Origin of the sequence: Faecalicatena contorta (assembly GCF_021531895.1) — a bacterium.
Lineage (GTDB): Bacteria > Bacillota > Clostridia > Lachnospirales > Lachnospiraceae > JAFBIX01.
This window is the reverse complement of sequence record NZ_JAFBIX010000009.1, coordinates 1-20,859: the sequence shown is the minus strand read 5'-3', so window position 1 is coordinate 20,859 and position 20,859 is coordinate 1. Positions and strand designations below refer to the sequence as shown.

Genomic DNA, 20,859 nt, shown 5'->3' with positions numbered 1-20,859 from the left:
TACATAGAAGAAAAAACAGGAAGGGATAACGAGATGGCTTCATATATAGAAGAATTATCCGTGACAGAGGCGGAGAATCTAAAGAAAACGATATCAAAATTATTTCGTCAGACCTGTATCTTACAGATGCGGTATGACCCGGTGACACTGACTCCCAGAGATAATCTGGATTATGAGATCTGTGTCAGACACAGAGGCTTTATAGAAGAATATCTGGCGGTCCTGGGCTGCGAGCTGATCCATGACCCACAGGAGCATATTTTCCGGCTGGTAGGAGATGGTGTAGAGACGGAGAAAATGAGTCTGACGACTACCATTATTGTTTTGCTGGTGAAAATGATCTACAGGGACAAGATTCTTGGAGAAGGTTTAAATGCTACAGTGACCACACTGGAGGAGATTAGAGAGTATGGAAAGAATACCAATCTGCTGAACCGGAAGCTTACACTGGCGGAGTGGAGAGAAGCACTGTATCTGATGAGTAAGCATCAGATGATCGAGCTGCCTGGAGCGGTCAGGGATGTGGAAGATCATACGCCGATTTATTTATACAGTACGATTAATCTATACGTCAGTGCGGCGGATATTAATGCACTGGTAGAAGAGTACAGAGAGGAGGCCGCAGAAAATGAGACAATCGAAGAAGATATTTTCCCGGGTGCTGATTAACAACTGGGGCGGTATCAGCCATAAGGTGATGGAATTCCATGAATATGTGAATCTGTTCAGTGGCAAAAGCGGTTCTGGAAAGTCTACGGTGATGGATGCGATCCAGGTGGTACTGTATGGAAGCGTGGCTTCGACATTTTTGAATAAAGCCGCAGACGATGCCAAGAATAAGCGAAGTGTCTTAAGTTATCTCCGTGGAGCACAGAAGGACGGAACTTCTAATCGAGAAAATGTAGACTTCTGTTCTCAGATTGTACTGGAGATTGCAGATACCGGAAGTAAGCTGACGACTTGTATTGGGGTGGCTTTTGAAGTAGGAAGAAATGATCTGGATCTGAAGAAGTATTGCTTCTTCAGCCATTCTGGGAAGATGCCGGAAGATGAATATCTGACGGAGAGGGGGACCCCCTATACAATAGAACAGTTGAAACGACTGCTGAATCAGCGGAGCAAGTCCGAGGAAAATCGGGGACGAGTGGATGTGAACCGCATTTACCCATCCAAAGAGGCTTATCTGAACACAGTGTATGATTCCATCTTTGGCGGAATTGACCCGGGACGCCTGATGACGATGGAAAAAAGTGCCATTGCTCTTCGGATGACCAACGGGACAGGACAGTTCATCAAGGATTATATGTTCCCGAGAAGTAAGGAAGATACGGTTTCGACCATCAGTGAGCAGTTGGGTGCATACCGGGAGATCAAGGAACGGGTAGAGGATCTGGAACACCGGATTGAGATTCTGGATGAGATCCACAAGTATGATCTGGAACTGGTGCAGGCGAAAGCAGACAAGGTACGTACGGAGAGCGTTCTTCGAATCGTGGAGATAGAGAATTGTAAGACTCGTCTGGAGGCAAAAGAGGAAGACTTAAGAGGAATTCTTGTAAGAATCACGGAACTGGAAGAGAAGAAGACGGATCTGGAAGCGGTGAAGAAGGAGAAGACGGAGAAACTTATCGAAGTAAAGGCAGAGCTTCATGCCAGTGATTACGGCCTGAAGAAGAAAGAACTGGATGATATGGAGACGGCTCTTCAGCTGCTTTCTGGAAATGCCAGACAGTGGCGCGAGATTCTCAATGGACTGAAAGCCTGGGACGAGGATGAGGAGATCAGCAGCTATGTAAGTAATCCAACCTTGCAGGCTCTGGATGATGTGGTCAATGGAGAAGTGTCCATTCAAGCTATTGAAAAGTTGAAAAAAGGAATTCAGAATACGCTGGAGATGATCGGAGAAGAACTGGATGACTTAAATGACACGATCCGTTCGACTACAAAGGAACTGAATGAGAAGAGAGAGATGGTGGAGGACCTGAAAAATGACCGGAAGCCATATCGAAAAGAACTAAAGAGTGCCCGGGCAGAACTGCAGAATGAATTAAGCAGCCGATACGGACATACCATTCATGTGGAAATCCTTGCGGATCTGTTTGATATTACCGAGGAAAAGTGGAAGAATGCCATTGAAGGCAGACTGGGACGGATCAAGCACAGCCTTGTGACGGAGCCACAGTATGCCCTGGAAGCGGCAAAGATATTTCGTAAGATGAAGAAAAAAGAATACGAGGATGTAGAACTGATCAATACATCTGCTATCAAAAGAGACCAGCCACAGGCAGAGACAGGGACATTATATGAAGCTGTTGCAGCAGAGGAGCCTTATGTGGATCTGTGTCTGAGGCGATACTTGGGGCGTATTTATAAATGCGATACAGTGGAAGAACTTCATGAGGTGCGCGATGGCGTAACGCCGGATTGTTATTCTTACAGCAATTATATCTTCCGGCATCTGAGAGAAGCGGACTATGACCGCTATGCCTGCATTGGCACGAAGGTATCTAAGAAGAAGTTAAAGGAGCTGGAGGATGAGGTCTATGAATTAGAGAAGAATCAGCTTGCGGATATGCAGATGCGAGATACATTAAAGCAGGCACAGACTTTTGAACAATTGAACCAGAATCCAGAGCAGTTATTGCAATTGGCAGGGGCCGCAGATGAGCTGGAGAAGTATCTGAAGAAGCAAGATCAGCTTAAAAAAGAACTGAAAGAATTGGAAGATGGTACCTTGACGGCGCAGCTAAAGGCGCAAAAAGAAGAACTCGAACAGGTGATCGAGGAACTGGATGACAGACTTGAGCAGATTGGTGAAGAACGTATTGGGCGTAAGAAGGACCAGGGGTTTGCAGAACGAGATCTGGCCGGATTCCAGGAAAAACTGGCATTCCTTCAGGAGGGCTTTGTCGTTAATGAAGAATTGCTGGAAGAGGTGCAAAAGACGTTGGAAACACAGTCTGAGGTGTCCTACCGTAGGAAACAAAACGACCGTCTGGCAGAATTAACGGAGCAGGAAGAAAGGGCGGAGAAAGCCAGAGCCCTTGCACGAGGCCGGTTTAACCGGGAATATCCGGCGTATGGATTTACCGGAATCGAGCACGGCAATGAAGTGTATGATAAGGTATTGGAGCAGCTGCGCAAGGACTTTGAGCCCAAATATAAAGAAGACTTCGAGAAGCAGTATCGTCTGGTCTACCATTCCCTGCGTGAAAATGTCATTGCCACGATTCACGGTGAGATAAAGGCAGCTTATCGGCATAAGCGAGAGATCAACCGGATGTTATCCAGAATCCGGTTCTCAGACAGTACTTATCAGATTGATATTCTTCCGGCCCAGAATGAGAACGGGCAGTTCTATGAGATGCTGATGGCACCGGAGCTTGACAGCAAAGTGCTGGATAACGATGGATTCGATGGACAGCTGAGTCTGGGAGAAGACGACTTTTACCAGAAATTCGAATCTCAGATTCAGAGATTGACGGAGAAGTTCATGCCACCGCGAGAGGAAGACGGGCAGAATCGGACTCTCCACAAACAGGAGATGGAGAAGTATGCAGATTACCGTAACTATCTGACCTTCAGCATGTATGAGCGTGTAGAAGATGAGCAGGGGAATGTGAAGAAAAATGCGGTAGATGAGATGGCCGGGCGAGATTCCGGCGGAGAGGGACAGAATCCAAAATATGTGGCACTTCTGGCTGGATTTGCTATGTTATATATGCAGCAGAGTAACCGTGAGTCCAAGATACGGCTGGTGCTTTTGGACGAGGCATTTTCTAAGATGGACAAAGAGCGAAGTGAAGTGTGCCTGCGTTATGCGAGAGAGCTGGAATTGCAGCTGATCGTCTGTGTGCCGGACGAGCGCCTTCAGTCGTTGATTCGGAACGTGGACAGTGTCTACGGATTCCGCAGACATCAGAATCAGATCTCGATGATGCATATTGATAAAGGAAATTATCTGGAGCTGATCGAGGGACAGACAGAGGAGCTTCAGAATCTTGATGCCTAAGGAGAGAAGAAGTGGCAAAGAAAGAGAAGAAGGATGGAACAAAAGAAACAATAACACTGATGCGTTGGCTGATCAGTCAGATTGATGGGGAAGCCTATCGGAGAGGAACGCTCTCTGGAGAGAGGCATCCCATGGTGGACCAGAAGCTGATCCGCCTCCTTGGAGGTCAGAAGAATCTCTTGTCACAGGCTAGAGAGCTGGAACGTGATATTGTGCTTGGACAATCCGGGAAGATCCGATTCGAATGGCGCGATATGAATATGGATATAAAAAAGATTCATTATTCCATAGATATTATGCCGGAACTCTGCAGAAGAGAAGGAATGGAAGACCCGAGATGCAGACAGCTACGGTATATTTCCCAGATGAAGAAATGGAAAGAGAAGGCAGAAGGTACTTGGCTTGCCGGTTATTATGCAGAAGAGATCTGTAAATTGGAAAGAGGACTCTGCTCTCTGGCATTTCAAAAAGATATGGAAGATGAGAAGCTATATCAATGTCTGGATGAAATGATTCATTTACAAGAGCCGGTAGAAAAACGGATATTCAGCGCCCGAGTATTCCGTAATGTGAAGATACCAGAAGAACGACTGACGCCATCGAAGATATTTGAACAGAAGTATGAAAGTAAAGTAATCACTATTTTGAGGCATTCGCCGGAATATGCCGATGGAATGAGTGATGATGAACTATTGAAAGTTCATGGTATCTTATCTTATGCGCAGACATTAGAGTGGAAAGGACCGCTGGTATATCTTTTGGATGGAACGGTGGCTATTGATACTTCTCTGAATCGATATGGAACAATCCTTGGGGCTCAGGCTCTGGAGCATGCTATGCCAAAGTCCCTTGCAGGTGTAAAGAAGATCATCGTTATAGAGAATAAGGCTAATTATGAGAAGATGCAGTATCAAGAGGATGTATTGTATATTTTCTGTCATGGATTTTTCTCACCGAAAGAAGTACGATTTTTAAAGACACTGAAGGATGTAGTTGACGCAGGAACTGAATATTGGCACTGGGGAGACTTGGATTATGGAGGAATCCGGATCTTTCAGTTCAACAAAGAAAACGTAATTCCAGAATTACGACCGTACAAGATGAGTAAGGAAGATTATATCCAGGCAATGGAACTTGGGGCCGGCGTAGAGATAGAAGCCGGGAAGAAAGAGCGGCTTGCTGCCATGAATGCCGGCGAACTGGAAGAATTAAAGAAATGTATACTGGAATTTGGTCAGGAAATTGAGCAGGAATTACTGGTGTGATGAACAGAAGAATTCACAATGACAAAAGCTCCCAGGAGAAGGATCTTTTGTTATTAAAAAATATAATTAGGTACCTTGATAAATGGAAAGAAATATTATATTATTTAGGTACCGAGATAAAAAGGAGGAATAATCATGACATCAGAAAATAAAGAAGTATGCACACAGTGCCCGAATCACTGCCCGATATCGGATTTGAAATGTGGAAGAGGAAGAAGAGCTATGCTTGGTGAAGGGCAAGAGCATGGAGAGATGCACGAGCGTGGAGAAGGAAGAGGACATGGAGAAGGAAGAGGACGTGGAGAAGGAAGAGAACGCAGAGGACATGGCAGACATCACGGACATGGAGAACACGGCAGCCATGATGAGCAGTCAGACCATCATGGAGAACATAGAGGAATGCACGAAGAAGACAGTCTGGCAGGACTGATGCATGCGACTGGACATTTCCTTCATCGTAGAGGTCGTCAGGGCGGCGGACAGGAAGGGATTCTTGCAATACTTGCTGAGAAGGGACAGATGAGTCAAAAAGAACTACAGGACATTCTTAGAATTCAGCCGGGCTCTATAAGTGAAATATTGTCAAAACTGGAGATGAAAGGTCTTATTATTCGTCAGAAAGACGAAGATGACAGAAGGAAAAGCATTGTGCAGTTGACGGATGAAGGCAGATCTGTGTTAGAGAAAGGCAATCCAAGGATGGACGAGTCCGCTTTATTCGAAGTGTTGAATGCTGAAGAACAGGCGGAATTAAAGCTACTGTTAAAAAAGCTCCTGGATTTCTGGAAAAATTAATTTATTGATATTGATTGCTTATTGATGATCGAATTGCTGCTTTTCTTATTTACTTGTCTTTACAGGAATCCCGGCGTAAAGCAATCACTGCAAGCATATCACCAAGTGCCGTAAAGCTGGCAGCCATGATGGAAAGTTCATCATCAGAGAGACATTCGGACAATTTGCAGGCGATTGTGGAAAGGAAACATAAAAAATGATCGAATAAATGAGCAGATAGCTCGATAAATGAAAAAAGTGGAAGAATTTTCTTGTTCAACTTGTACATTTTTTTTAAAAAGAAATTGTGCTAGTATTTTTTTAACAAAAAAAAGGAGAGATTGTAATGAGCAAGAAAACTGTAGTATTTCAGAACTTGGATGAAATCGTCAGATTTGTCCATAAGACAGAAAAATATCCATTTGATATGGATATGAAACGCGGTAAATTTATTGTAGACGCAAAATCTCTATTAGGAATTGTAAATATGGGTTTTAACAAAGAGATTGAATTGAAAGTCTACATGGACGATTGTCAAGATTTTTGGAAAGATATAGAAGAATTTGTTGCAGCGTAAGTTAGAAAACTTGTGCAGAAAAACTCCTTGGCGTATAATAGGTGCGGTGAGGAGTTTTTTATATTATGAGAGAAATAAGAAAAATAGACCGAAGTAATTATTTGTTTAGCAATAAGATGTTGCTGTCATTGATTGTCCCTCTTGTCATTGAGCAGCTGTTGTCTGTGCTTGTCGGAATGGCGGATTCTATCATGATTGCAAGCGTGGGAGAAGCGGCTGTGTCTGGGGTCTCGCTGGTGGATCAGATTATGGTTCTGCTCATTAATATGTTCGCGGCACTGGCGACCGGAGGTGTGGTCGTGGCGGGCCAGTATCTCGGACAGAAAAAGCAAGAGCAGGCATGCCGTTCCGCTACACAGCTGGTGTGGTTCATCACCATTTGCGCAATCGTTATCACCTTGATGGTATACGCAGGAAAATACGTAATCCTGCATGGAATCTTTGGAAAGATCAAACCAGATGTCATGCACCATGCGAACATCTATCTTCTGATCGTAACGGCTTCCATTCCATTTATGGCTTTATATAATGGAGGAGCAGCCATCTTCCGTGCTATGGGGAATTCCAGAATACCTATGCAGGTATCCATTATAATGAATATTATCAACATCGGCGGAAATGCAATTTTGATCTATGGATTTCACAGAGGAACAGAAGGTGTGGCAATACCGACGCTGGTATCCCGTATGGCAGCAGCTGTCATTATCATTACGCTGCTTTGCAATCAAGAACTGACCCTGCATATAGAGAAGACCTTCCGATATCGTGTTGACTGGAATCTTGTCAAGAAAATCCTGAGTATCGGAGTACCGAATGGACTGGAAAACAGTATGTTCCAATTGGGGAAAATACTGGTGTTAAGCCTGATCTCGACTTTTGGAACTTATGCGATTGCGGCTAACGCAGTAAGTAACGCCATCGCCCTGTTCCAGATTCTGCCCGGTATGGCAATCTCATTTGCAGTCACTACCGTCATCTCAAGATGTGTCGGTGCCGGTGATTACGAACAGGTAAAATATTACAACAAAAAGTTACTGATCATTACTTATGTAAGCATGGCGGCAACAGTAGGCTTTATCTTCCTGATCCTGCCATTCATCCTAAGAGCATACAATCTGTCAGATCTGACAGCAGAAACAACCAGACAGATCATACATTTCCACGGAATCAGCGCCGTCCTCATATGGCCGCTCGCATTCACACTTCCAGGAACATTCCGGGCTTCCGGCGATGCCAAGACCTGCATGATCATCTCTATCACATCCATGTGGATCTTCCGGATCGCATTCAGCTACATCCTTGGAAAATATCTCGGCATGGGCGTGTTCGGTGTGTGGGTAGCCATGGTCATCGACTGGGTATTCCGCACCATCTGCTTCATCATCCGCTACTTCAGAGGGAATTGGAAAAAAGATGCAATCGTATAATTGGGGACGGGGGTTTTTTCATTTTCCTCCGTCCCAGATTCGATTTGCCGTGTCCCTTTTTGAAAAATCGGTGTCCCCCTATTGTAAATATTTCGCCGCTATTTTATAATATAATTTACCGGCAAATGAAAATGCCGTTTTGATAGGAGAGAAAATATCAGGGAGGAACACAGGTGAAAAGAGAGTTAGTAATTGTCATTGATTTTGGCGGCCAGTACAATCAGCTGGTAGCGAGACGTGTCAGAGAATGTAACGTATACTGTGAAATCTACTCTTATAAGACAGACCTTGAGAAGATTAAAGAGATGAATCCGAAGGGAATCATTCTCACAGGAGGACCAAACAGTTGCTATGAGGCAGATTCTCCGACTTACCAGAAAGAGTTGTTCGAACTTGGCATTCCGGTTCTGGGATTGTGTTATGGAGCTCAGCTTATGATGCATGTGCTCGGCGGCAAGGTGGAAAGAGCCGATGTCAGAGAGTATGGAAAAACAGAGGTACTTATTGATAAAACAGATTCTGCGGTATTCCAGGGAGTATCACCGAAGACTGTCTGCTGGATGAGTCATTTTGATTATATCTCCAAAGCAGCTCCGGGATTCGAGATTACTGCGCACACGGCAGACTGCCCGACAGCAGCTCTGGAAAATGCGGAAGCAGGCTTGTATGCGATTCAGTTTCATCCAGAGGTTCTGCATACAGTAGAAGGAACCAAGATGTTGTCAAATTTTGTGCTTGGCGTCTGTGGCTGTGCCGGAGACTGGAGAATGGATTCTTTTGTAGAAGAATCTATCAAGCAGATTCGTGAAAAAGTTGGAAATGGAAAAGTGCTTTGTGCATTATCCGGTGGCGTGGATTCTTCTGTGGCAGCAGTATTGTTGTCCAAAGCAGTCGGTGATCAGCTGACATGTGTATTCGTGGATCATGGACTTCTTCGTAAAAATGAGGGAGATGAAGTGGAAGCAGTCTTCGGACCAGATGGAAATTATGACCTGAACTTTATCCGTGTCAATGCACAGCAGAGATTCTATGACAAGCTGGCCGGGGTAGAAGAGCCGGAGAGAAAACGTAAGATTATCGGAGAAGAATTTATCCGTGTCTTTGAAGAAGAAGCAAAGAAGATTGGCGCAGTAGACTTTCTTGTTCAGGGAACCATCTACCCAGATGTTGTAGAAAGTGGTCTTGGCGGTGAATCAGCTGTCATCAAGTCCCACCACAATGTTGGAGGATTGCCGGACTATGTTGATTTTAAAGAAATTATCGAGCCGCTTCGTGATCTTTTTAAAGATGAAGTAAGAAAAGCAGGACTGGAGCTTGGTATTCCAGAAAAACTTGTATATCGCCAGCCGTTCCCGGGTCCTGGCCTTGGAATCCGTATCATCGGCGAAGTTACCGCTGAGAAAGTAAAAATCGTGCAGGATGCAGATGCCATTTATCGTGAAGAGATGGACGCGGCAGGCATGAACAAGACCGTAGGCCAGTATTTCGCAGCGCTTACCAATATGCGAAGCGTTGGGGTTATGGGAGATGAAAGAACTTATGACTATGCGGTGGCATTGAGGGCTGTGAATACAATTGACTTTATGACAGCTGAAGCAGCTGAAGTTCCATATGCAGTACTGCAGAAAGTTATGAGCAGGATTATCAATGAAGTAAAAGGCGTGAATAGGGTAATGTATGACCTGACCAGTAAACCGCCAGGCACAATAGAGTTCGAATAGGATTTTGCAAAAATAGACCAAGTATTCATGCGGTTTCCAAGCAAATTCCGTTATTTTTTGGCAACGGATTGGCAACGTTCCTGCAATATCCGTTGAATAAAATTATATTTCTATAACATAAAAACCTTACTGATGAATTGTTTCCAAAATTGGAAAGAGCAGTCAGTAAGGTTTTTTCTTTTTGCATTTCTTTATTGATTCTCTTTTTTCAGAGCCTTGATGAGTTCGTCAGAGAGTTCCTGAGACGGAACCTTTGCCCGAAATTCAGAGGTGTCCATTTCCGGATAATTATATCGCCAGTTATCGTATTCTTCCTGGCTGATCTCTCCGGATTCCAGTTTTGCAGCCATTTGCTGCCATGCATGAAAAGGTGCGAACAGATGCTGATATTCGCTGTGCTCCCGGTCAAGTTGGAGACAGAGTTCTCCGTCAATCTCTCCAATTTTAATTCCATACATATCTTCCAGAGTAAAGAGTGTATGCATGAGACCTAGATAGGAGTCAATATTCGGGACATTGATGGCTCTGGGGCTGACATCGAAGATCTGAGCCATTTCTTTGACCAGATCAGCTTTAGGGCTTCTGGCTTCTGTTTCGTACTGTGCCACACGGACATCCGAAGTCTTTCCAAGGAACCCAAGAAGTTCGCCAAGCTCCTTCTGCTTCATGCCTTTTCTGTTTCTGAAAAATTTAATACGTTTTCCAAATGCCATAGGAATCTCTCCTTTTCTGAAATCTTTTATTCATTTTTGGATATAAGTTCCGTCCGTTATGAACGGAATAGGAACTGGTGGTTAACGATATTTGTTTAAATCAGTATAGCATATGGAAAAATTGTACGCAATAGGAACTTAAACAAAAAAATTTAATTGCTGACATTCAAACCACTTGACTTAACGGAAAATAGTTAATATAATAGAGCGGAACTTAACTGAATAAAGTTAAGCTTAAGAAAAATTGAAAATGATGTTGTATAAGGGGTCTTCAGATCCCTTATAAGTAGAGAGTATTTTATCTGCTCTCGAAAATTATGGAGAGGAGGTGAAGGGAATGGCTGAACTGATGAATGGTTTCCTGACCACAGAAGAGGTAATGGACATTTTACAGGTCAAACAGTCAAAGGCATATCAGATTATCCGTCAGTTGAATAAGGAACTCAGCGAAATGGGGCTGATTACTGTTTCGGGGCGTGTGGATGCCAATTATTTCAAAAAGAAATTGTGTTATGAAGAAAAGTAGGAGGTACGCAAGATGGCAGTTTATCAGGAAAAAGACAAAGGTACATGGAGAGTGGTGTTCAGGTACACCGATTTTACCGGGGAAAGAAAGCAGACGCAGAAACGTGGATTTAAGACCAAACGGGAAGCGACTGCCTGGGAGCATGAAATGATGCTTCAAAAAGGAAATAAGCTGGATATGACGTTTGAGAGCTTTTACGAGATTTACTCCGAGTACAAACGTCAGAGGGTGAAGGAAAGTACATTTGAGACGAAAAGCCACATTGTGCGGACAAAGATCCTTCCCTATTTTGGAAAACGGAAGATCAACGAGATTACAGTGGCAGATGTGATCGCATGGCAGAATGAGATGATGGCGTACCGGGATGAAAAAGGTAAGCCTTACTCGGTGGATTATCTGAAAACGATTCAGGCGCAGCTCACAGCGATTTTCAACCATGCGGTGAATTATTATAATCTGCCCTGCAATCCGGCACGACAGGCAGGAAGCATGGGAAAAGAGGTTCCAAAGGAAATGAAATTCTGGACAAAGGAACAGTATCTGAAATTTGCTGAGGCAATGATGGACAAGCCTAGATCCTATTATGCCTTTGAGATGCTGTACTGGACCGGAATCCGGGAAGGGGAGCTGCTTGCCCTCACACCGGCAGATTTTGATTTTGAAAAACATACGGTGCGGATCAATAAAACGTACCACCGGATGAAAAAGCAGGACATTATTACTTCGCCAAAGACAGCGAAAAGTAACCGGATCGTTGTAATGCCGGAGTTTCTCTGTGAAGAGATGCGGGATTACTTTCAGATGTATTATTCTCTGGCACCGGATCAGAGGATATTCCCATTTTCCAAATCCTATCTGAAGCATGAAATGGAACGGGGATGCAAAGCAACAGGAGTTCCGGTTATTCGAATCCACGATCTTCGCCACAGCCATGTTTCCCTGCTGATCCATATGGGATTTACTGCTCTTGCCATTGGAAACAGGGTGGGACATGAAGCAGAAAAAATCACGTATCGGTATGCACATTTGTTCCCAACGGTACAGACAGAGATGGCGAATAAGCTGGATGTGGAACGGATGGAGAAGGAGGATGAAATCTGATGGAGAGAATATTGGACGCAAAAGGAAGATGGAGAAACCGGACGGTGGGATTCCGGGTATCCGAGGAAGAAGCGAAAATGATTGACTGTATGGTGGCATTATCCGGACTTACTAAACAGGAGTACATCCTGAGAAAATTGATGGACTGGGAAGTGACTGTGCAGGGAAATCCGAGAGTGTACAAAGCTCTGAAAAATCAGATGCAGCAGATTTACGGGGAACTGAAACGGTTGGAAGCATGTTGTGAAGAAAATGAAGAACTGCTTCAGACCATCCAGATGGTTGCTGTGACATTGAATGGGATGAAGGAGGAACCGCAGCATGTGGAATTCCCGGACCATCCCTGAAAAAGAAAATGCCCCTGCTGGTAACAAGGACATTTCTCACACGCTTAAAAACTTATGCAGGCTCTGGTAAAGCCTCATAGACAAAACTCAATCCTTACGGGAGAAGTCTGCCTATACGCATATAGCTTTATGTGTAGTATAGCAAAGTTCTCCTGTGACGGAAAGAGGGAAAATTACGGAATTTGATAACAAAGGATACAGGAGGACGTACATGAACATTTTTCAGGAAATGAAAGAACGTGTCACCGCAAGGCAGGTGGCAGAAAGATATGGATTAAAAGTGAGCCGGAACGGGATGGCGCGCTGTCCGTTCCATAATGACAAGCACCCCAGTATGAAGATTGACCAGAATTATTATTGCTTCGCCTGTGGAGCAAAAGGCGATGCAGTCAATTATGTGGCGGTGCTGTTTGGATTATCGCAACTGGAAGCAGCGAAGAAGATCAATGATGATTTTTCTCTGAATCTTTCAATCGGGACATCTGGGGCAAATAGAAACCGAAAACTGGAAGTTAAGAAAAAAGAGAAGGTTCTGACGAAAGAAGAACGGATGCAATTCGTACAGAAAAAGATTGAGCAATGGGCGAAGTATGCTTCGGATGTATTGCTCCGGTATTTACGGTGGATGGAATTCTGGAAGGAATTTTACAAGCCGGAATCTGCGGAAGAGGAATGGCATCCATTATTTGCAGAAGCCTTACAGAATGAAAGCAAGGTCAGTTATCTGGCGGACATTCTAATGTTTGGAACTGACGAAGAGGTTCTGGATTTTTCCGGAACGGAAGGGAGGAGGTGAAGAGGTATGAACAGAGAATTGCAGAATATGAGCGAGGAGTCCTTGCAGAACTTAGAGGCGATTGTGGAGACGGAACTTCTGACCGTGGAGGACATCAGGGAGCGGCTGGATGTTACGGAGAAGGGGAAAATCCGACAGTCCATACAGAATTGCAAGTATGCGTTGGAGCATGATCCCTGTCTGAAAGGGGCTATTTGCAGAAATGAAATGACCTGCCAGATCGACATTATGAAGAAAATGCCATGGAAAAGGCGTGGCGTCCATATGACCGATACAGACATGAACAATCTGGCTTTATATCTGGAAAAGAACTATGGGTTGACCAGTGACCGGGTCATTACAAAGGCGATTGACATTGTGGCGAATGAAAATAGCTTCCATCCGATCCTGGAATATCTGGAGAGTCTGAAATGGGATGGGACTCCAAGAATCCAGCATATGCTGACACATTTCTTCGGGGCAGAGGATATTGGATATACCGGGGAAGTGATGAAGATGCACATGATGGGAGCCATCCGAAGGCTGTATGAGCCGGGAGCCAAATATGACATCATGCTCTGTCTGGTCGGAGGGCAGGGAACCGGAAAATCCACCTTCTTCCGCTATTTGGCAATCAAGGATGAATGGTTTACGGACGATATGAAACGGATCGATGATAAGAAGGTTTATGAATATCTGCAGGGACACTGGATTGTGGAAATGTCAGAAATGAACGCAGTAGCAAATGCCAAGAGTATTGAAGAGACGAAATCCTTCCTGAGCCGGCAGAAGGATATTTACCGGATTCCCTATGAAAGACGGGCAGAGGACAGGTATCGTCAGTGTGTCTTTTGCGGTACTTCCAACGACCTGAATTTCCTTCCATTTGACCGTACTGGAAACCGGAGATTTGCTCCGGTCAGGGTATTTCCGGAAAAAGCGGAAACCACCATTTATGAAAATGAAGCGGAATCCAGATTATACATTATCCAGGCATGGGCAGAGGCAATGGAAATCTATCGAAGCGGAAATTATCCGCTGACTTTTTCACCGGAGATGGAGGATCACGTTAAGCTGCTTCAGAGAGAATTTATGCCGGAGGATACTCAGACGGGCATGATCCAGGCATTTCTTGATTCGTATGAAGAAGATTATGTCTGTTCTACGATTATCTATCAGCAGGTATTTCATCAGGAAGGCATCGTTCCCAAATGGCAGTCAAAAGAAATCGGGGATCTGATGGACAATGAGATCATCGGCTGGACAAAACATGGCAATCACAGATTCGGTGGTGTTATCGGTACGCAGAGATCGTGGAAACGGGTTCAACCGAAAAAAGATGAGGAAGGATTCATGAAAGTGGATGAAAATATGGAACTACCATTTGATTAATGATTACTTTTAAAATGTTTTGAGCTCTGTTCACAGGTTTCTGTTCACAAATATCCGGGTGAAATGTGAACAGGAAAGTGTGAACAGGAGCAAAAAAAATTTGAAAATAAAGCAGAGATAATATACAGCCCGGATACGGGCATCAATGAGAATGGCGGATACGCCAATTAGAAAAAATCAGTCATCAGAAGAGATAGGTTAATCCGGGTATGATAAAATGAGCCCTCGGCGATTGAGAGCGAAATACACCCAACGCACAAGCTAAAGCTTATACTCTATGTCTTTCGTCCTCCCGGAAGGCCTCGCAGGGGCGCTTTGCATGCCTTGAGAATGCTATGGCTGTCAGTTTCGATGATGATTTCTTTTGGCAGCGTATCCGGGCGGAAAGGAGGTATTGTGAACAGACGAAATCATAGTTTTGTGATGGAAAGCAAACTTCATGATGTAAAAGGCAGAGTGAATTATATCAGTAGTCCCGAGCGGCAGGAAAATCTGTATGCGGTCTTTGCCAATGTGGAGGACAGCTACTGGGAGCTTCTTGCTGAACAGAATCAGCGGGATTTTGCAAAAAGCGGAACAGAAGGAACTTGTATTGAAGCGAGGGAACTGATTATCATGTTACCGCCGAGTCTGATCGAGTATGATCATGAACTGTTGCTGAAGTATATGACTTCGGTTTTTCTGGAGAAATATGATGTGGGGTGCTGTGCAGCCCTGCATCATAATAAGAGCAAAACGAATCTACATATCCATCTGATCTTTTCCGAGCGGGAAATCCGGCAGGAAGTGGAACGGAAAATTGCAAGCAGAAATATGTTTTATAATGAATCTGGGAGGCATGTACGGACGAAAAAGGAGATTCTTGACGAGAATGGGAATGTCCGACCCGGATGTAAAATCATCAAAAAAGGGGAAGTCTATGAGACGAATTTCTTCCAGCCAAAGAAAGAAGAATTTAAGACCAATGCTTTTCTGGAGAATATGAAACAGGTAATGACGGATGCGATTAACGGGATTGTAAAAGATGAAAATGAGAAGCTGCAGGTATTTCAAAAAGGCGGTCCTTATCTTGCTACCAAAAAGATAGGGAAGAACAATCCGAAAGAAGCAGAAATCAAAGCGGATAATTATCTCCGGCAGGAATGGAACCGGAATGTAGATCGGGCATTACTTACAGGTGCAGCAGAAGTAGAAGTGATGATGGCAAAGCAATCACAGATTGATGAACCGGTGGCAGAGTCGCTCCGGGAACATGGGCAGGATCCAAAATTATTTACTAGGATTCTTCAGAAAGCAATCGGATACTTAAGAGGATTTGTAGAATTTCTACGCGAGACAAAATATTGTGACAGAGATCCGGATGGAAATCCTCTGATTGATCATGATGTGCGGATTGACATTACACCGGAACCATTGCCGGCAAAACCAAAAGGGGAAAGACCTTCTTCGGAAAAACAGGAAGCTGAGGTTATGCGTTTGCAACAGGCTCTCAATAAAATGAAAAAGCAGGAACAGAAGGTATATGCTATTGAGAAAACCATAATGAAACTGGAAAAGGAACTGGCAGAAGTGAAAAAGAAATGGTTTCACAGGAAAGAACAGAAGGAACTGGAAGGGAAAATCGTAGAAAAGAAAACGCAGCTTGACAAGGCAAAGGATACTCTGGATCTTCTTCCAATGCAGTACGGATATCAAAATGCATTGGGAGTTACTAAGGCAATGAAGGTTGCAAAAGTGGAATTAAAGAAAGTACAGCAGGAACAGAAAGAGTGGGATGCTTCTGAGGCAAAACAGGAGAAATTGTATCTGACGATTCCGGCAAATGTGCGGGATGTGGAGAAACAGGAAGTGCAGGGAAGGACCGGACAGAGGCGAAGTATCCATGAACGGTTAGAGGAGAAGAAGCAGATTGTGGAGCAGAGACCGAAGAAGAAAAAATCAAGAGATGTGGGTATGGAACGATAATGATGCTTAAAAAATATAACCTTGGATAGCAGGATAAAACTGTAAGTCCAAGGTTATTTTATGAGGGGAGAGTCTACAACTAATAATGAAGATGATATTATTCGTATTCTTCTGAAACTTCGGGATCATTTGAAAATTTACTGTCCCAGATAGATTCTTCAATAGCTTGAAGGCATTCATCCGTATGTTTCTTGATATCTTGTCCCCAGAAATGAATAACAGTGTAGCCGAGAAAAAGGAGTTTTTTATCATTTTCCCAGTCCCGGGAACGGTTGCGCTCTATTTTCTTAATCCAATAGTCTAGATTTTTCCCTTTTTCAAGGCGGAGTTTTAATATTTCCCAGTCTTTACCATGGAAAAATTCGCTATCACAAAAAATAGCAATTCTATATTTGGTAAGAACGATATCCGGAGAGCCAGGAAGTTCCTTATAATTTTTACGATAACGGTATCCTTTGTGCCAGAGAGCTTTTCGTAGTTGAATTTCTATTGAAGTATCTTTGCTATGGATTTTACTCATGTTTTTGGATACTACTTTGGGATCACGAGCCATATATGTATTCACCGCCTTTTTTGATATAAGTTATTTTATCAAGGTAGATGAAAAGTTACAAGTACCCATGACCACACAGAGTGAATTATTCGGTTGACGATATAAATGCCATGATTTATACTGGTAAGGTAAGAGTTGATTTAATGACGAGGTACCCGAAATGACGATTTCTGAACAGATCAAGGTGCTGTGCGTAAGGTCTGATATTAGTGTAGCTGAACTTGCACGGCGGATAGGTACAACACCACAGAATTTTAATGGAAAAATGAAAAGAGAAAGTTTTACCATAGCTGAATTAGAAGATATTGCAGATGCGGTAAATAGCTCTTTTGAGAGAAAATTCGTATTAGAAAACGGAGAGAAGATTTAATGCATAATAATTTTAAACAGAATATTTATAGTAGGTATGCTGATAATAGAGATGTTATTTCTTTGTTTTCCGGGGCTATGGGATTAGATATTGGATTAGGTAAGGCCGGCTTAAATGTTGTGATTGGTCAGGATTTTGATGCATCATGCGTAAAAACTATGAGAGCCAATGGACATAAGGTGTTGGGCGGAGACATTAGGGAGATTCAGCCGCAACAGCTCTTAGATATGACAGGATTATCTGTAGGTGAACCGTTTTTAATTTGCGGTGGCCCGCCTTGCCAGCCTTTTTCCACAGCAGGAAAACGATTGGGCATAAACGATCCAAGGGGAAGTTTATTTATGGATTTTATCCGTATGATAGACTATATTCGTCCTCGGTTTTTTGTAATGGAAAATGTAAAGGGAATTATGTCTGCGCCATTAAAGCATGTACCATTGTCTGAACGGGATGAAAGTGATCCTGACCAGAGATTAGGCACAGTGCTGGATGTGATTTTGTCGGAATTTGATAAGCTAGGATATAAAACAGTATATGGGGTGCTTGATGCTGTAAATTATGGTGTTCCACAGTTTAGGGAAAGATTTGTATTAATCGGAAGTCGTGATAATGAAGATATTTTTCTCCCGATTCCTACACATTTTCAGATGCACCAAAATAAAGAGTATCAGTGGCAGACTGTTAGAAGCGTGATTGAGGATTTGGAATTTGACCAGGGTGAGTGTGCAACATTGAGTGAAGAACGATTGAAGTTCTTAAAGATGGTTCCAGAAGGTGGAAATTGGAGAGATTTACCGGAAGATATGATTCCTATTGCTATGGGAGGTGCATATAAATCCGGAGGTGGAAAAGTTGGATTTTATAGAAGGTTGTCGTATGATCAGCCTTCCCCAACGGTAGTTACCTCTCCGGTTCAGAAAGCGACTATGATGTGCCATCCTACGCAAAATAGACCGTTGAGCGTAAAGGAATATGCAAGGATTCAGCAGTTTCCAGATGACTGGGTATTTACAGGGACGACAGTTGCAAAATACCGGCAGATAGGTAATGCTGTTCCAGTGGGATTGGCAGAAGCTATTGGAAAGGCAGTTCTTTCTGTAGCGGATAGAACATCTTTGGTTCAAACAAAGCGATTTAGAGGTACGAATGTGCATAACAAAATTAGAAATGCAATAGAGTTGGGAGGAAATTTATATGCCGTTAAATAATTCATATGATGAACAGGCAGTAATTCAGGCGATTGCATCTGCATTGGAAACATTTTATGGGACATTAATCGAGAAAATAGATGGATTAAACATACAGAAGGTAATGAAACGGAAAAATCCATATTTATATCGTGCAAAAGCAATGCAGAGCGCAGCTGAAATTGTGGATTCTGTTTTGACCGCATTTGTAAGCTCCAGTGAAGAAACAATTTTTGGAAACTGTTTCTTTGAACCGATTGCTATTGCTGCAAGTGGCGGAAACAAAGCACTGGCAGAAGGCATTGATATTATGATTCAAAATAAGGAGACTAATACAATTTCTGCTATAGCGGTCAAAAGCGGGCCCTCTGTATTTAATGCAGATAGTAAAAAACGTCAGGAACAGAATTTCACAGCTGCTTCTAAGCTGGCACAACAGGCAAAAGCAAGATATGAAGCATATATCGGTTATTGTTATGGGAAAAAGAAGGATTCCGGTAGAGGAAAACCGAAAATGTATCAAGAATTGGCGGGGAAACGATTCTGGGCTGAATTGACAGGTGACGAGGAATTTTACATAAAGATTATTGGATATATGGGAACGATGCCGGAACAGTATGTAGCAGACTATAAGGAAAGCTACAATAAAGCAGCGAATAGACTGGTCAGAGAATTCTCTAACAGTTTCTGTAAGGAAGATGGAAGTATTGATTGGGAGAAGCTGGTAGAGTTTAATTCGGGAGATTGATTTTTCAGTATTTCAAAAGGATTACAGCAAGTAGTATAAGAATGGCAGGAGAAAAAATGGAAGTCGCATTTGAAAACTTAAAAGAAGCGGATTTAGTTGTTGATACAATATATAAAGGCGGAAAAGCTAGTGGAAAAGCGTCAGAAGTTTTATCAAAACTCATGCCAGGGTGTAGTAATTCAGGTGGCTTTAGAAAGATTATGCGTAAAGACGGAAGCGGTCTTCCTGCTTTTGTAGTACTCTATACTTCTATGCAAGAACTTGCATGGCCAGATTACCTAGATGAAGAAACTGGAATATTTCGTTATTATGGTGATAATCGTAATCCGGGAAGAACAATTTTAGATACGCCGCGGAAGGGGAATTTGCTTTTAGAGTTTGTGTTTGAATGTTTAAACAGTAAAGATGGTTCCATTAGAAATATACCGCCATTTTTTATATTTAAGAAAACAGGAAATGGGTGGGATGTACAGTTCTTGGGATTGGCAGCACCGGGAAATCCCAGAATTTCACCGGATAAAGATTTGGTTGCATTTTGGCGTACCATTGATGAAAAAAGGTTTCAAAATTATGAGGCATATTTTACTGTGTTGGAAACAACAGCACCAATTAGCCGAGAGTGGCTTAATGCGTTGATATATAATCATGACCACAGTTTAGATTATGCTCCTGATGCATGGAAACGTTTTATAAAACAAGGAAGAAATGGAATTACGCCTTTAATTGCGAAAAGATTACCGAAAGTTCCTTCAAAATATGATCAACTTCAAAGTGATAATGAGGGAAGTATATGTTTAAATAAAATTAGAGAATATTATAAAGATAATCCCTATGGATTTGAGGTATGTGCAAAAGATTTATTGGAAAAAATGGATGATAAATTTCAGGATTTTTCACTTACTCGGCCGTGGAGAGATGGTGGCCGGGATGCTTTAGGATATTATGTTATAGGTTCAGGTGGAAAAGCTAATTATCCATTAAGAATAGATTGTGCTTTGGAAGCAAAATGCTATTCAGAAAATGTTTCGGTTGGAGTGAGACAGATGTCCCGTTTGATTTCTCGGATTAGATATAGGCAGTTTGGTGTGATGTTAACAACAAGCTTTGTGGATAAACAAGCATATCAAGAAGTTATCGAAGATGGACATCCTATTTTGATTATTTCTGCAAGTGATATAGCGTATATTTTACGAAGTAATTCAATAACAAGTGAAAATATATCGGAGTGGTTAGTATCTATAGATGAAACAGATTCAAATAGAATGGCAAAAAGAGTGCAGACTTATAGTAAATTAATAAATAGAAAAAGGTAAAGGAAAATGGATATAGAAGTGTATTCTTTTTTCTCTGGATTAGGTTTCATGGATTTAGGATTTGAAGATGCTGGATTCGATATTGTATTTGCT

General features: G+C 42.8%; 20 protein-coding genes. 17 read left to right on the top strand and 3 right to left on the bottom strand.

Going from position 1 to position 20,859, the window contains the following annotated elements; genetic code table 11:
- Positions 1-33 precede the first annotated feature (33 nt).
- The 4 genes from JQM81_RS04535 (at position 34) to JQM81_RS04520 (ending at position 6,072) form a co-directional block, all read left to right on the top strand.
- Entirely contained in the window at positions 34-669 is a 636-nt protein-coding gene (locus tag JQM81_RS04535) for a DUF4194 domain-containing protein (RefSeq protein WP_235232350.1), read from the top strand.
- Positions 629-4,012: an SbcC/MukB-like Walker B domain-containing protein gene (locus JQM81_RS04530; RefSeq protein WP_235232349.1), complete on the top strand. Its 3,384-nt coding sequence runs from the start codon at positions 629-631 to the stop codon at positions 4,010-4,012. The genes JQM81_RS04535 and JQM81_RS04530 overlap by 41 nt, the downstream gene beginning before the upstream one ends.
- Before the next feature lie 11 nt (positions 4,013-4,023).
- On the top strand, positions 4,024-5,277 hold the full coding sequence (locus tag JQM81_RS04525) for a Wadjet anti-phage system protein JetD domain-containing protein (RefSeq protein WP_235232348.1): 1,254 nt from the start codon (positions 4,024-4,026) through the stop codon (positions 5,275-5,277).
- 135 nt (positions 5,278-5,412) lie between these two features.
- Positions 5,413-6,072 carry a MarR family winged helix-turn-helix transcriptional regulator gene (locus tag JQM81_RS04520; protein WP_235232347.1) on the top strand — a complete coding sequence of 220 codons (660 nt, stop codon included), beginning with the start codon at positions 5,413-5,415 and terminating at the stop codon, positions 6,070-6,072.
- A gap of 49 nt (positions 6,073-6,121) precedes the next feature.
- Here the strand turns inward: JQM81_RS04520 and JQM81_RS13870 are convergent, their stop codons facing one another.
- Positions 6,122-6,340: a DUF6774 domain-containing protein gene (locus JQM81_RS13870; protein WP_420370568.1), complete on the bottom strand. Its 219-nt coding sequence runs from the start codon at positions 6,338-6,340 to the stop codon at positions 6,122-6,124.
- Positions 6,341-6,397: 57 nt separating this feature from the next.
- Here JQM81_RS13870 and JQM81_RS04515 point away from each other — a divergent pair, with 57 nt between their 5' ends.
- From JQM81_RS04515 to guaA, 3 genes are all read left to right on the top strand, one after another.
- The gene (locus JQM81_RS04515; RefSeq protein ID WP_235232346.1) at positions 6,398-6,628 is read left to right on the top strand and encodes an HPr family phosphocarrier protein; all 231 of its coding nucleotides are present in this window, start codon (positions 6,398-6,400) and stop codon (positions 6,626-6,628) included.
- Positions 6,629-6,693: 65 nt separating this feature from the next.
- Entirely contained in the window at positions 6,694-8,055 is a 1,362-nt protein-coding gene (locus JQM81_RS04510; RefSeq protein WP_235232345.1) for an MATE family efflux transporter, read from the top strand.
- Positions 8,056-8,228: 173 nt separating this feature from the next.
- The gene (guaA, locus tag JQM81_RS04505) at positions 8,229-9,776 is read left to right on the top strand and encodes a glutamine-hydrolyzing GMP synthase (protein WP_235232344.1); all 1,548 of its coding nucleotides are present in this window, start codon (positions 8,229-8,231) and stop codon (positions 9,774-9,776) included.
- Between the two features lie 191 nt (positions 9,777-9,967).
- On the opposite strand, the gene JQM81_RS04500 is transcribed toward guaA, so the two are convergent.
- Positions 9,968-10,489 (bottom strand): helix-turn-helix domain-containing protein, encoded by a 522-nt coding sequence (locus JQM81_RS04500; RefSeq protein ID WP_235232343.1) that lies wholly within the window; start codon positions 10,487-10,489, stop codon positions 9,968-9,970.
- A 337-nt stretch (positions 10,490-10,826) separates the two neighbouring features.
- Between JQM81_RS04500 and JQM81_RS04495 the strand changes: the two genes are divergently transcribed.
- From JQM81_RS04495 to JQM81_RS04470, 6 genes are all read left to right on the top strand, one after another.
- A complete protein-coding gene (locus tag JQM81_RS04495; RefSeq protein ID WP_235232342.1) occupies positions 10,827-11,015 on the top strand; it encodes a hypothetical protein in 189 nt (62 codons plus the stop codon).
- 12 nt (positions 11,016-11,027) lie between these two features.
- Complete coding sequence (locus JQM81_RS04490) at positions 11,028-12,116, top strand: site-specific integrase (protein WP_235232341.1); 1,089 nt, start codon at positions 11,028-11,030, stop codon at positions 12,114-12,116.
- Entirely contained in the window at positions 12,116-12,463 is a 348-nt protein-coding gene (locus JQM81_RS04485; protein ID WP_235232340.1) for a plasmid mobilization protein, read from the top strand. Before JQM81_RS04490 ends, JQM81_RS04485 begins: the two co-directional genes overlap by 1 nt.
- Positions 12,464-12,674: 211 nt before the next feature.
- Positions 12,675-13,259: a CHC2 zinc finger domain-containing protein gene (locus JQM81_RS04480; protein ID WP_235232339.1), complete on the top strand. Its 585-nt coding sequence runs from the start codon at positions 12,675-12,677 to the stop codon at positions 13,257-13,259.
- A gap of 27 nt (positions 13,260-13,286) precedes the next feature.
- On the top strand, positions 13,287-14,630 hold the full coding sequence (locus JQM81_RS04475; RefSeq protein WP_235232422.1) for a virulence-associated E family protein: 1,344 nt from the start codon (positions 13,287-13,289) through the stop codon (positions 14,628-14,630).
- A 396-nt stretch (positions 14,631-15,026) separates the two neighbouring features.
- The gene (locus JQM81_RS04470; protein ID WP_235232338.1) at positions 15,027-16,595 is read left to right on the top strand and encodes a MobA/MobL family protein; all 1,569 of its coding nucleotides are present in this window, start codon (positions 15,027-15,029) and stop codon (positions 16,593-16,595) included.
- A gap of 97 nt (positions 16,596-16,692) precedes the next feature.
- Here JQM81_RS04470 and JQM81_RS04465 read toward each other — a convergent pair whose 3' ends face one another.
- The gene (locus JQM81_RS04465) at positions 16,693-17,148 is read right to left on the bottom strand and encodes a very short patch repair endonuclease (protein WP_235232337.1); all 456 of its coding nucleotides are present in this window, start codon (positions 17,146-17,148) and stop codon (positions 16,693-16,695) included.
- Between the two features lie 160 nt (positions 17,149-17,308).
- On the opposite strand from JQM81_RS04465, the gene JQM81_RS04460 reads away from it, so the two are divergent.
- From JQM81_RS04460 to JQM81_RS04445, 4 genes are read left to right on the top strand one after another with little or no spacing between them, the layout of a single operon-like run.
- The gene (locus tag JQM81_RS04460) at positions 17,309-17,518 is read left to right on the top strand and encodes a helix-turn-helix domain-containing protein (RefSeq protein WP_235232336.1); all 210 of its coding nucleotides are present in this window, start codon (positions 17,309-17,311) and stop codon (positions 17,516-17,518) included.
- A complete protein-coding gene (locus tag JQM81_RS04455) occupies positions 17,518-18,726 on the top strand; it encodes a DNA cytosine methyltransferase (RefSeq protein WP_235232335.1) in 1,209 nt (402 codons plus the stop codon). The genes JQM81_RS04460 and JQM81_RS04455 overlap by 1 nt, the downstream gene beginning before the upstream one ends.
- Complete coding sequence (locus tag JQM81_RS04450; RefSeq protein ID WP_235232334.1) at positions 18,713-19,453, top strand: PmeII family type II restriction endonuclease; 741 nt, start codon at positions 18,713-18,715, stop codon at positions 19,451-19,453. Before JQM81_RS04455 ends, JQM81_RS04450 begins: the two co-directional genes overlap by 14 nt.
- Positions 19,454-19,494: 41 nt before the next feature.
- On the top strand, positions 19,495-20,766 hold the full coding sequence (locus JQM81_RS04445) for a restriction endonuclease (protein WP_235232333.1): 1,272 nt from the start codon (positions 19,495-19,497) through the stop codon (positions 20,764-20,766).
- Positions 20,767-20,859 lie beyond the last annotated feature (93 nt).

What these genes read in the sequence shown, in the direction of transcription:
- JQM81_RS04535 (WP_235232350.1), top strand. Translation starts at nt 34, where the DNA reads ATGGCTTCATATATAGAAGAATTATCCGTGACAGAGGCGGAGAATCTA.
- JQM81_RS04530 (WP_235232349.1), top strand. Translation starts at nt 629, where the DNA reads ATGAGACAATCGAAGAAGATATTTTCCCGGGTGCTGATTAACAACTGG.
- JQM81_RS04520 (WP_235232347.1), top strand. Translation starts at nt 5,413, where the DNA reads ATGACATCAGAAAATAAAGAAGTATGCACACAGTGCCCGAATCACTGC.
- JQM81_RS13870 (WP_420370568.1), bottom strand. Translation starts at nt 6,340, where the DNA reads ATGTACAAGTTGAACAAGAAAATTCTTCCACTTTTTTCATTTATCGAG.
- JQM81_RS04515 (WP_235232346.1), top strand. Translation starts at nt 6,398, where the DNA reads ATGAGCAAGAAAACTGTAGTATTTCAGAACTTGGATGAAATCGTCAGA.
- JQM81_RS04510 (WP_235232345.1), top strand. Translation starts at nt 6,694, where the DNA reads ATGAGAGAAATAAGAAAAATAGACCGAAGTAATTATTTGTTTAGCAAT.
- JQM81_RS04500 (WP_235232343.1), bottom strand. Translation starts at nt 10,489, where the DNA reads ATGGCATTTGGAAAACGTATTAAATTTTTCAGAAACAGAAAAGGCATG.
- JQM81_RS04495 (WP_235232342.1), top strand. Translation starts at nt 10,827, where the DNA reads ATGGCTGAACTGATGAATGGTTTCCTGACCACAGAAGAGGTAATGGAC.
- JQM81_RS04490 (WP_235232341.1), top strand. Translation starts at nt 11,028, where the DNA reads ATGGCAGTTTATCAGGAAAAAGACAAAGGTACATGGAGAGTGGTGTTC.
- JQM81_RS04485 (WP_235232340.1), top strand. Translation starts at nt 12,116, where the DNA reads ATGGAGAGAATATTGGACGCAAAAGGAAGATGGAGAAACCGGACGGTG.
- JQM81_RS04480 (WP_235232339.1), top strand. Translation starts at nt 12,675, where the DNA reads ATGAACATTTTTCAGGAAATGAAAGAACGTGTCACCGCAAGGCAGGTG.
- JQM81_RS04475 (WP_235232422.1), top strand. Translation starts at nt 13,287, where the DNA reads ATGAGCGAGGAGTCCTTGCAGAACTTAGAGGCGATTGTGGAGACGGAA.
- JQM81_RS04465 (WP_235232337.1), bottom strand. Translation starts at nt 17,148, where the DNA reads ATGGCTCGTGATCCCAAAGTAGTATCCAAAAACATGAGTAAAATCCAT.
- JQM81_RS04460 (WP_235232336.1), top strand. Translation starts at nt 17,309, where the DNA reads ATGACGATTTCTGAACAGATCAAGGTGCTGTGCGTAAGGTCTGATATT.
- JQM81_RS04455 (WP_235232335.1), top strand. Translation starts at nt 17,518, where the DNA reads ATGCATAATAATTTTAAACAGAATATTTATAGTAGGTATGCTGATAAT.
- JQM81_RS04450 (WP_235232334.1), top strand. Translation starts at nt 18,713, where the DNA reads ATGCCGTTAAATAATTCATATGATGAACAGGCAGTAATTCAGGCGATT.
- JQM81_RS04445 (WP_235232333.1), top strand. Translation starts at nt 19,495, where the DNA reads ATGGCAGGAGAAAAAATGGAAGTCGCATTTGAAAACTTAAAAGAAGCG.